Here is a 9929-nt window from a genome sequence, read left to right on the forward strand (position 1 = left end):
CCATGTCTCAGGACAGAGAGTATATCGATCAGGAGATCGCCCAGATCCGTTTCATCTATGAGACGCTCTACCCCGAGATCCCGGTCGAGGCCCATATGTGGTGGGAAGAGGCCAAGCTGCCGACCCCGGCGGTGCAGCCGCAGGATATGTCCTATGGCGCCGAGATGATGGCGCTGACCTATATTGGCAATCTGCGCACCGGGCCGCAGGAAACCCCGGCGCTGCCGGGCAAGCGGGTGTTTGTCACCATCCCCTCGCCGCGTCAGGTGGCGGTCCGCGAAAGTGCCGGCGGCGTGGCCTGGCACAAACGGCCGCGTAAATATCGCGCCATTCACGCGCTCTCGCCGATATTGGCGGAGCAGATGAAATACCAGATCGAGGCCCGGCGCTGGCGCAAGCTTCCCGCCCGGCATAAATTCTCCCGGCTGGCCTGTTCGCGTGGCATCTTCGAGACCCAGACGATGGCCCCTGAGGGGCGCCATGGCGGCAAGGAGCCGGCAATCCTGATCGGGTTGCACTGGCTGGATGTGGGCGGCGCCGAAAGCCTTGGCATCGACAGCATCCGCTGGGCGCTGGACGCCGGGTTGCGGGTGTTTGTCATGGTCGGGCAGGAAGGTCCCGAACGGCTGCTGGCCAAGCTGCCGGAAGATCCGCGCCTGCAGCTGATCCGCACCGATCGCTATCTGCCGCGCAGCCAGACCAGCGCCTTTGTCAGTCAGCTGATTGCGCAGGAAAACATCATCCTCACCCACAATCACCACTGTGTGCCGCTCTATGATGCGCTGCCGACGATCAAGTTGCGCCATCCGCATGTGGTCAATCTCGACAGCACCCATATCGTGGAATATGCCGATGGCGGCTATCCGCGGATTTCCGGTGTCTGGAGCAATTTTATCGACCATCACCATGTGATCAGCGGCGAGCTGGAGCGGTTCTACAAGGAACGCTTCCGGGTTTATGGCAGCAAGCTGGTGCTGGGGCGTCTGCTGGATGACAGCCGTCGCGGCGCTGACGTGGCGCCGGTGCGGATCCGCGCGGGCCAGACCCGCTGCCGCGTCGCCTTTGTCGGGCGGATGGTGCATCAGAAACGCCCGGTGGTGGCGCTGTCGATCATCCGGCGACTGCGGGCCTGGGGCAAACGCAACGGCGTGGATTTCCGCTTTGATATGGTGGGCGAGGGCCCCTATCGCGGCGCGGTGGAACATCTTTTGACCCGCTACCGTCTGGCGGATGTGGTGCATCTGCATCCCGCAGGCACCGATGTGCCGGCCCTTCTGGGGCAGAGCGATATCCTCCTGGTGCCGTCCTCGAACGAAGGGCTGGCGCTGGTCTGCTATGAGGCGATCGAGGCCGGCTGTGTGCCGATCTGTTCCGATGTGGGGGCGCAGGCGGAGATCTGCCCGCCGGAGACGCTGGTGGCCTGGTCGCCGCTGCAGGCGGTGCGCGAGAGTGTCGCGGTGGTGCAGCGGCTGTTGCGCGAGGAGGGTTTTGCCGAGGGGGTGGAGGCCGGCCAGCGCGCCCGGATGCAGGCCTTGCAGAATGACCCTTCGGCGCGCGAGGTGCTGTCGCAGCTGTATCGTGATGCGCTGGCGGCGGTCGCGGCGGAACAATCGCTTTCGAAAGACCCCGCCAAGCGTCGCAGGACCAAGAGCAAGGCCCCGGCATGACCCGCAGGCTGTGGCTGCATATCGGCTCGCATAAGACCGGATCGACCTCGTTGCAGACCGCGCTGCGGCAGGGGCAGAGCGACAAGACCCTGGGCGGCTGGAGCTATCTGCATGCAAGGCCGCGGGTGGATTTCAACCCGCTGGTGCGCTGCCATGGCATGGGCGCGGGCATGCACACCGAGTTGCGCTGGCCGTTTCTGGAGCGGCGCATGGCGGATGCCGATCATCGCGGCCATGGCGACTGTATCCTGTCCAGCGAGATGCTGTTCTGGCTGATGGATGTCGCGGATCTGGAGGCGCTGCGCCAGCAGCTGCGTGCGCATTTCGACGAGATCAAGGTGGTGGCCTATCTGCGCCGTCAGGATGCGCTGGCGCTGTCGCACCGCAAACAGGTGGTGATGGGGCGGGCGGCCTATCAGTTCTACGGCGCGCAGATCCGGGGGCTGCCCGAATTCCAGCCGCATATGATGCGCTATTTCGACTATGCCACCAAACTGGCGCGCTGGGAGCAGGTGTTCGGGGCCGGGAATGTCACCGTGCGCCGGTTCCAGCGCGCCAGTTTGGTGGGCGGCGACACGGTGCTGGATTTCTACCATCTGGTGGGGCTGACGCCGCCACCGGAGCTGCCGCAGGAAAATGCGGCCTGGTCGCGCAGCCAGCTCTTGGCGGGGCTGTGGTTGCGCCAGCGCGGCTATCCGCGCCAAAGCTTTGCCGAGGCGGTGCAGGAGCTGCCGGATGATGGCCGTCTGATGCCTGCGCGGGATGATGCGGCGGCGTTTCTGGCGCGGTTTGAGGCGATCAACCGGGCCTTGGCGGCGCGCTATGATCCGCAGGGGCCGGAGATGTTTTTTGACTGTGATCTGAGCCGTTACCCGGAACAGGGCAATGGCGAGGGGCTGGAAGGCGACGCGGTGGTGACGCCAGCGGTGCTGGCCGAGCTTGAATCGCGGGCGCGGGCGGAGATGGCGGCGCGGGAGCTGCCGCTGGATGCGCTGAACCCGGATGACCGGCTTTAGACCATCGCAGACCACCATACAGGCTACGACACAGACCATGACACAGGGCCACGACGCAGGCCACCCGGGCTGACCAGTGATCAGATCCCCCCTGCAGGAGATTGCGGGGGGATTTTTTATGCGGGCGCGGGGCCGGTCATGGGAGATCAGGTCAGAGATCAACCCGGATCTGCGCAAAAGAAAAGGCCCCGCAAAGCGGGGCCTTCCCTAAGACATGTGACAGCGCCAATTAGGCGAACACGAAGTCCAATTCACCGAGGCTGGCCAAGGTGACGTTGTCGAGAGTGACCGAGGTGTCTGCGTCGATTTCGATGACAACACCAGCACCACCGGCGCCCAGTTCGTAAGCGTTTGCCATTACGTCTGCGACGCTTGTGTAACCCAGCTCAGAGACATCCATCTTGTCGTCGCCAACGATGAAGTCAGTCACAGTCGTGGTGCCTGTGGCTGCCTTCAGGACGAAGACGTCGTTACCGTCGCCACCTGTCAGGACGTCTCCGTCACCTTTGCTGGTGTAGAGGAAGTCTTTGCCGTTGCCACCGTCTAGGCTGTCAGCGCCTTCGCCACCACGCAGAACGTCGTTGCCGTCGTCACCTTCCAGAGTGTCGTCGCCGTCACCACCGCGCAGTTCGTCGTTGTCGTTGCCGCCAGTTACGCTGTCGTCGCCGGCACCACCGAAGATCAGGTCTTCACCGTCACCACCTGTAACGGCCACGTCGTCGCCGTTGCCAGCAAAGATGGTGTCGTTGCCAGCGCCACCGTCCAGATCGTCTGCATCACCACCGCCACGCAGAACGTCGTTGCCGTCACCACCATCGATGGTGTCGTCACCTGCGCCACCGCTCAGGGTGTTGTTACCTGCAGTTGCGCCTGTGTCAGTGCTCTCGTCCAGAGTATCTGCACCATCGCCACCAACCAGAACGTCGTCGCCTGCGGCGCCAACCAGAGTGTCGCCGCCGTCGTCGCCGTTCAAGGTATCGTTGCCATCACCACCGGTCATGTCATCAGCGCCGTCGCCACCGGACATCAGGTCGTTGCCTGCCAGACCATCAACGTTATCAACACCGTCAGTGCCTTCAAATACGTCGTCGGCAACTGTGAACGGAATAGTGGAATTCCATGTAACGCTTACGGTGCGCTGCTCACCTGTGGTGCTGTCTGCGACAACAACATCATATGTAAATGTTGCTTCTTCGCCGACGTTGCCCTGTGCGGCAATTGCTGAAGTGTTAGCAGTGAAGGTCACTTGCTCTGCAGCACTATCTACAACAAATGCGCCAGAAGCGTTGGTGAAGGACGAGCCGACGGTTGCGATTGCTTGGCCGTCAACGCTGATGATTGAGTCGGCAGTGAATTCGCTGGTGGAAGCGCTTGTACCGGTCCAGTCGTATTCTTTGATGGTGGTCAGCGTTGCCGCTGCGCCAGAAGCAGCTGCACCAGGTGCGATTGTGCCAGAAGACGCCACACCCGCTTCAAGGGTCACACCATCGTTGAAGGTCACAGAGGTGAAGCCACCGGTCAGGGTTGCGGCGGTCGCCGGTGTAGCGTTGTCATCGTCGATGGTCCAAGTGTCGGTGCCAGCGTCGTAGGACACTTCTTCGCCTGCGCCGTCAACCAGCGAGTCGAGATCGTCGTTCTCGAGGGTCAACGTGTTGGCACCACCGTTGCCGTTCAGGTTTGCTGTAAAGCCCAGAGAGTCGGTCAGTGTAACCGCATCGTCACCAGTTGTGCCGGCTACGAAAGTTGCGCCGCCTTCTACTTCAATATTAGCCATTTTCTACTCCGTAGTAATGCTCGTCGATTTCTGCGAACAAACGCGCCTGCCTTATGCCCGCAAAGGTTTTACCGCTCTCTGTCTCTCTGGATGGGGGTCTGTTGTCAAGGAAACTTGCGCCAGAGGGGTCAGGAATTGCGGAGATGTCGAAATCGTGCCCTTCCCGCCACGCCGCGGGGGGAGGGCACGGCGGGGATTTCTGGTGGTGCCACCCATTTTAAGGGTTGAAAAGGCGGAGTCTTTTTGCAAACTCTATGCCCCATAGGGGGTGCGTTGCGGCGGGCCTGCGGGAGCTATTGTGGAATGGCCCCTATTTTTGCGGTAGAACTTGACGTTTTGCGAAGATCCTGCGCATTTTGTTAACTCTTTGTTAATACATCCTATGAGGGTAGGGAATTCCTGACCCCTGCCATTCCCTCTCCTTCAGGGTGTGTGGTTTTTGCCACCATGGCCGGACAGGCTTTTCATTTATCAACATTCCGCCCCGGCGTTTTAAATGACGCGCGCGATTTCTTTCACATTTTATTCGCGCAAAGAGAGCTTTGATTTAAATTAATCGGCTTTTTTCGGGGCAATCTCCGCCATATGCCGTCGAGAGTTTCACTTTTTCCACACTACGCCCTTTGGTGTAGGAAGGTGGTAGCGCCCCGATGCGGGGAAAAACCGGTCAAATCCGGCCAGATCTGACGCAAGGGCAGCTGCGCGGACAGAGAATCTCTGGCCCGCTGCCGGGGCTGTGTCCCTGTTGGAGCAGGCCAGAGCAGGCCGGGGGAATCGCGAGGGCGGGCCGGCTGGGGGGCGGTGGTTCGGGGCGGTCAGCAGGCTGCCGGGGCTTGCGGCAGGCACATGCCCCGGGGTGGCCGCTGCATGCCGGTCAGCCGTAGCAGCGGCTCACCAGCTGGTGCAGGCGGGCGTCGTTGCGGCTTTTCTCGCCGACGATATTGCGCACCGCATCGGGGATCTCTTCGGCGGCTTTTGCCGTGCTGCCGGTGTTCTCGCGATGCTCGGCCAGTTCGGCCGCAAGACCGTGGCTGCGGCGGAAATGCTGCAGGCTGGCGCCCAGATGTTCGGTCACGCCGATAAAGCTGTAGTAGCGGTTCAGCTTCTCCAGCGCGTGATCAAAGGAGTAGAAGGCGCCGGTCATCAGCGACAGCTGATAGTCCAGCGGCAGCGCCTGGGCATAGGCCTCCAGCGTCGGGTAGCGGGCGGCAAAGGCCTCGTGCTGGGGGTGTTTGTCGGAGGTGTTGTAGCGGTAGTTGGACACGAAGCGGTCCAGCGGATCGCGGATGATGGTGGCGCATTTCAGCGGCAGTTCCTGATGGCGCCAGTACATGACGTCGGACCATGCGAAATGCCCCATCAGCACCTGACGGCAGGGGTTGGCCTCATCGCTGCGCCGGTAGAGCGCCTTGCGCGTCTTGTTGCGGAAGGACTGGTTGGTGTTCTCCCAGGAGACCGGGTGAAAAATGTCAAAAGCCGCCTGCAGCGCCTTGCCCACCGACATGCCCGCGGTCTTGGGGATATGCATGAACAGGATCACGTCATTGAGGTCGTGATAGGCCTCTGGCGCCACCAGCCGGGGTGCAAACCGAGCCTCAAAGGCGGTCTCGGCAACGGTCTTGATACCGGAGGTCTGAGAGGAAACCTGTGACATGATAAGGGCTTGCTCCACGTTGGGCGGCAGGTGCCGGATGCGCTGTCGGGCCTTAGCGAAGGGGGGGCTGGATGTCAATCTGAGCAGCGGGGAGGCGGCCGGTTTGCGCCCCCCCTGTGGCAGGGCGGCTGCCTGCGGGCGGCCAGTGATGCCGCGCCGCCGCGCCTGCCGCCTATTCTATGAGGAACGGGGAGAGCTGTTTGACAAGGCTCCGGCGGCTGTGCTTTTGACCCTGTGCAGAGATGCCCGGAGGACAGGGGCGCCCATCGCCATTGGCAGGAGCCATTGTGCATCCGGGCGTGTCCGGGCATATCCCCCTGATCCCGGCTCGCTCTGCCCAGATCTTTCTTGCGGGTGGCCGGGTCTCTTGGACTTCTTACTTTTGGTTGCCCGTCCGGGTGACCCAGACAAAGGCAATACGTCAATGGCACGCACCTCGGCACAGCAATCAGGATCGGCGCATAAGGCGGGGCTGGCTGAGATCCGCAAGGCCCGCAGGGGCAACCGCGGCGCCTTCTGGCTGATCGGCCTGTTCAGCTTCTTTGCCAATCTGCTGATGCTGACCAGCCCGCTTTATATGATGCAGGTCTATGACCGGGTGCTGGGCAGCCGCTCGCTGGAGACGCTGGTGGCGCTGACGGTGCTGGCGGGATTCCTGTTCCTGATCATGGGCATTCTGGATTACGTGCGCGGCCGGATCCTGGCACGGGTCGGGGCGCGGTTCCATGACCAGCTGGAAACCCGGGTGTTCAATGCGGTGCAGGACAAATCGGCGGCCGGCTTCAATGACGACATCGCCAAGGTGGGGCTGCGGGATCTGGAGGCGATGCAGAAGGCGCTCTCCTCTCCTATTGTTTCGGCCTTTTTCGATCTGCCCTGGACACCGCTGTTTCTGGGGCTGATCGCGGTGTTCCATCCGCTTCTGGGTCTGCTGGCGCTGATCGGCGGTGGCGTGCTGGTGGCTTTTGCCCTGGCCAATCAGATGATTTCCAAGGCGCCGGTCGAGAATGCCAGCATGATGGCCGCCTCGGCGCATCAGGTCTCGGACGGGATGCGCAACAATGCCGAGCTGATCCAGGGGCTGGGAATGCGCCGTGCGGCTTTTGCCAAATGGCGGATGCTGCGCAGCCAGGCGGTTGGATCTGAGCTGAGCGCGGCGGATATGACCGGTGGGTTCAGCACCGCCACCCGCACCTTCCGGCTGGCGCTGCAATCGGCGATGCTGGGCACCGGCGCCTATCTGGTGCTGACCGAAGGGCTGACACCGGGGGTGATGATCGCCTCCTCCATCATCATGGGCCGGGCTCTGGCTCCGATCGAGACGCTGATCGGTCAATGGGCTCTGGTGCAGCGCGCCCTGCAGGCGCAGGAGCGGCTGGCGCAGATGCTGAGCGAAACCCCGGAGCGCCCGGCGCCGATGAAGCTGGCCCGCCCGGCCGCCAAGCTGGAGGTACAGGGCGTGGCCCTGGTGCCGCCGGTGGCGCCGGGGCAGGTGGCCAAACCGGTCCTGCAGGGGCTGAATTTCAATATCCAGCCCGGGCAGGCGCTGGGGGTGATCGGGGCCTCTGGGGCGGGGAAATCCTCGCTGGCGCGGGCGCTGATCGGCGTCTGGCACCCGGTCTCGGGCAAGATCCGCCTCGATGGGGCGGCGCTCAATCAATATGACATGGATGATCTGGGCAGCTACATCGGCTATCTGCCGCAGCAGGTGACGCTGTTTGACGGCACCATTGCCGAAAACATTGCCCGGCTGTCGATGATGCCGGATCCCGATCAGGTGGTGGCTGCCGCCCGCAAGGCCGCGGTCCACGACATGATCCTGCAATTGCCGCAGGGTTATGACACGCCGGTGCGGGTGGCCAGCACCCGGCTGTCGGGTGGGCAGGTGCAGCGCATCGGCCTGGCGCGGGCCCTTTACGGCGATCCGGTGCTTCTGGTGCTGGATGAGCCGAACTCCAACCTCGACAATGAAGGCAGCCAGGCGCTGAACCTGGCGGTGGCCCATGCCAAACAGGACGGCCGTGCGGTGGTCATCATGGCGCATCGCCCGGCGGCGATTCAGCTCTGCGACCTGATCCTGATCCTCGACAACGGGGCGCAGCGGGCCTTTGGGGCCAAGGATGCGGTGCTGCGTGAGCATCTGCAGAACCCGCAGGCCGGCCAGCAGAAACCGGCCCCGAAACAAGCCCCGAAACAGGCTACAGTGCAGGTCGCAGCACAGGCAACAGAAGACGATGCGGCACAGCTGCCGCAGGAGGCAGCCACTTCGGCCCCGGAAACGCCGGTCCAGAAACAGCCGTCTCCGAAACAGGCAGAGGCAAAAGCATGAGCGATACATCCAAATCCTACCCGATCCGTGGGCTGACCATTGCCGGGCTGCTGGCGCTGGGGCTGCTTGTAGGCGGCATTGGCCAATGGGCGGCGACGGCGGAAATCTCCGGTGCGGTGATTGCCTCCGGTTCCATCAAGGTGGAGCAGAACCGGCAGGTGGTGCAGCACCCCTATGGCGGCGTTGTCGACGACGTGCTGGTGAGCGAGGGCGATCTGGTCGAGGAGGACGCGCTGTTGCTGCGGCTGGAGCCGTCGGAGCTGCTGGCCGAACGGCAGATCGTCGAAGGTCAGCTGGCCGAAACCCTGGCCCGGCGCAGCCGCTACAGTGCCGAACGCGACGAGGCCGAGGACATCACCTTTGCCGAGCTGCTGTTCGAGCTGAGCGGCACCCATGTGCAGACCGAAGAGCTGATCAACGGTCAGAAACGCCTGTTTGAAGCGCGCCTGGTCAATCTGCGCGCCCGCATCAGCCGCCTGCAGGAACGGATCGGCCAGATCCAGAGCCAGATCGACGGCATCGAGGCGCAGCAGTCGGCGCTGCAGGAACAGCTGGTGCTGATCGGCCAGGAGCTGGAAAACCAGCAGAGCCTGCTGGCACAGGGGTTGGCACAGTCCAGCCGGGTGCTGTCGCTGCAGCGCGAACAGTCACGGCTGCGCGGTCAGGCCGGGGCGCTGACCGCCCAGAAGGCCCAGGCCGAAGGGCAGGTGACCGAACTGGGTCTGGAGATCCTCAACCAGAAAAGCGCACGGCGCGAAGAGGCGATCACCACCCTGCGCGACCTGCAGGTGCGTGAGCTGGAGCTGATCGAACGGCGCAATGTGATCCTGCAGCGGCTGTCCCGGCTGGAGGTGCGCGCCCCGGTGGCGGGGGTGGTCTATGATCTCAATGTCTTTGCCCGCAAATCGGTGATCCGGGCGGCGGATCCGCTGATGTATCTGATCCCGCAGAGCCAGCCGCTGGTGATTTCGGCGCAGGTGGCGCCGTCGGACATTGATCAGGTCTATCTCAACCAGCCGGTCAGCCTGAATTTCTCCAGCTTCAACCAGCGCACCACGCCGACGCTGTTTGGCACGGTGAGCACGGTATCGGGCGATTCCTTTGTCGATCCGCAGACCGGGCGCAGCTATTACGTGGTCGAGGTGCGGCTGAACAAAGGCGAGGCCGCCCGCCTGCCCGAGGGCAATGTGCTGGTGCCGGGGATGCCGGTGGAGACCTTTATCCAGACCAACAGCCGCACGCCCTTTGCCTATCTGTTGCAGCCCTTCACCGATTATCTCAACCGCGCCTTCCGCGAGAGCTGAGCCTGTCTGCCCGGCTCTCGCCTCCCTCCTGCCGATCCGGACAGGGGGATATGCCGGGGGGACATGCGGGCGGAAAATCGGCTGCCACTCCGTCGCAACATGTTTTAGACTGACGCGACCCCGCGCCAAGATACCAGCAAGTTACCAGGGCGCGGCTGATCGCATGAGATTTAAGGATAGCAGAT

The 9929-nt window shown here is 63.1% G+C and carries 6 protein-coding genes; 4 read left to right on the forward strand and 2 right to left on the reverse strand.

The genetic code is table 11. The features are described from left to right. Nucleotides 1-2 precede the first annotated feature (2 nt). Both VWY34_RS03625 and VWY34_RS03630 read left to right on the forward strand, forming a co-directional pair. Nucleotides 3-1667, forward strand: a complete 1665-nt coding sequence (locus VWY34_RS03625; RefSeq protein ID WP_416548776.1) for a glycosyltransferase family 4 protein — start codon at nt 3-5, stop codon at nt 1665-1667. Beyond that, the gene (locus VWY34_RS03630; RefSeq protein ID WP_416548778.1) at nt 1664-2683 is read left to right on the forward strand and encodes a hypothetical protein; all 1020 of its coding nucleotides are present in this window, start codon (nt 1664-1666) and stop codon (nt 2681-2683) included. Before VWY34_RS03625 ends, VWY34_RS03630 begins: the two co-directional genes overlap by 4 nt. 229 nt (nt 2684-2912) lie before the next feature. Here VWY34_RS03630 and VWY34_RS03635 read toward each other — a convergent pair whose 3' ends face one another. Beyond that, nucleotides 2913-4457, reverse strand: coding sequence for a calcium-binding protein (locus VWY34_RS03635; protein WP_416548780.1), 1545 nt, complete (start codon nt 4455-4457; stop codon nt 2913-2915). Nucleotides 4458-5331: 874 nt separating this feature from the next. Further along, complete coding sequence (locus VWY34_RS03640; RefSeq protein ID WP_416537067.1) at nt 5332-6111, reverse strand: sulfotransferase family 2 domain-containing protein; 780 nt, start codon at nt 6109-6111, stop codon at nt 5332-5334. Nucleotides 6112-6535: 424 nt separating this feature from the next. Between VWY34_RS03640 and VWY34_RS03645 the strand changes: the two genes are divergently transcribed. Continuing rightward, a complete protein-coding gene (locus tag VWY34_RS03645) occupies nt 6536-8440 on the forward strand; it encodes a type I secretion system permease/ATPase (protein WP_416535235.1) in 1905 nt (634 codons plus the stop codon). Beyond that, nucleotides 8437-9744, forward strand: a complete 1308-nt coding sequence (locus tag VWY34_RS03650; protein WP_340547853.1) for an HlyD family type I secretion periplasmic adaptor subunit — start codon at nt 8437-8439, stop codon at nt 9742-9744. Before VWY34_RS03645 ends, VWY34_RS03650 begins: the two co-directional genes overlap by 4 nt. Nucleotides 9745-9929 lie beyond the last annotated feature (185 nt).

This window comes from Phaeobacter sp. JH20_02, from assembly GCF_048056915.1.
Taxonomy (GTDB): domain Bacteria; phylum Pseudomonadota; class Alphaproteobacteria; order Rhodobacterales; family Rhodobacteraceae; genus Phaeobacter; species Phaeobacter bryozoorum.

Bases quoted from the DNA above. Each gene is read 5' to 3' on its own strand.
- VWY34_RS03625 (WP_416548776.1), top strand. From the start codon at position 3: ATGTCTCAGGACAGAGAGTATATCGATCAGGAGATCGCCCAGATCCGT.
- VWY34_RS03630 (WP_416548778.1), top strand. From the start codon at position 1,664: ATGACCCGCAGGCTGTGGCTGCATATCGGCTCGCATAAGACCGGATCG.
- VWY34_RS03635 (WP_416548780.1), bottom strand. From the start codon at position 4,457: ATGGCTAATATTGAAGTAGAAGGCGGCGCAACTTTCGTAGCCGGCACA.
- VWY34_RS03640 (WP_416537067.1), bottom strand. From the start codon at position 6,111: ATGTCACAGGTTTCCTCTCAGACCTCCGGTATCAAGACCGTTGCCGAG.
- VWY34_RS03645 (WP_416535235.1), top strand. From the start codon at position 6,536: ATGGCACGCACCTCGGCACAGCAATCAGGATCGGCGCATAAGGCGGGG.
- VWY34_RS03650 (WP_340547853.1), top strand. From the start codon at position 8,437: ATGAGCGATACATCCAAATCCTACCCGATCCGTGGGCTGACCATTGCC.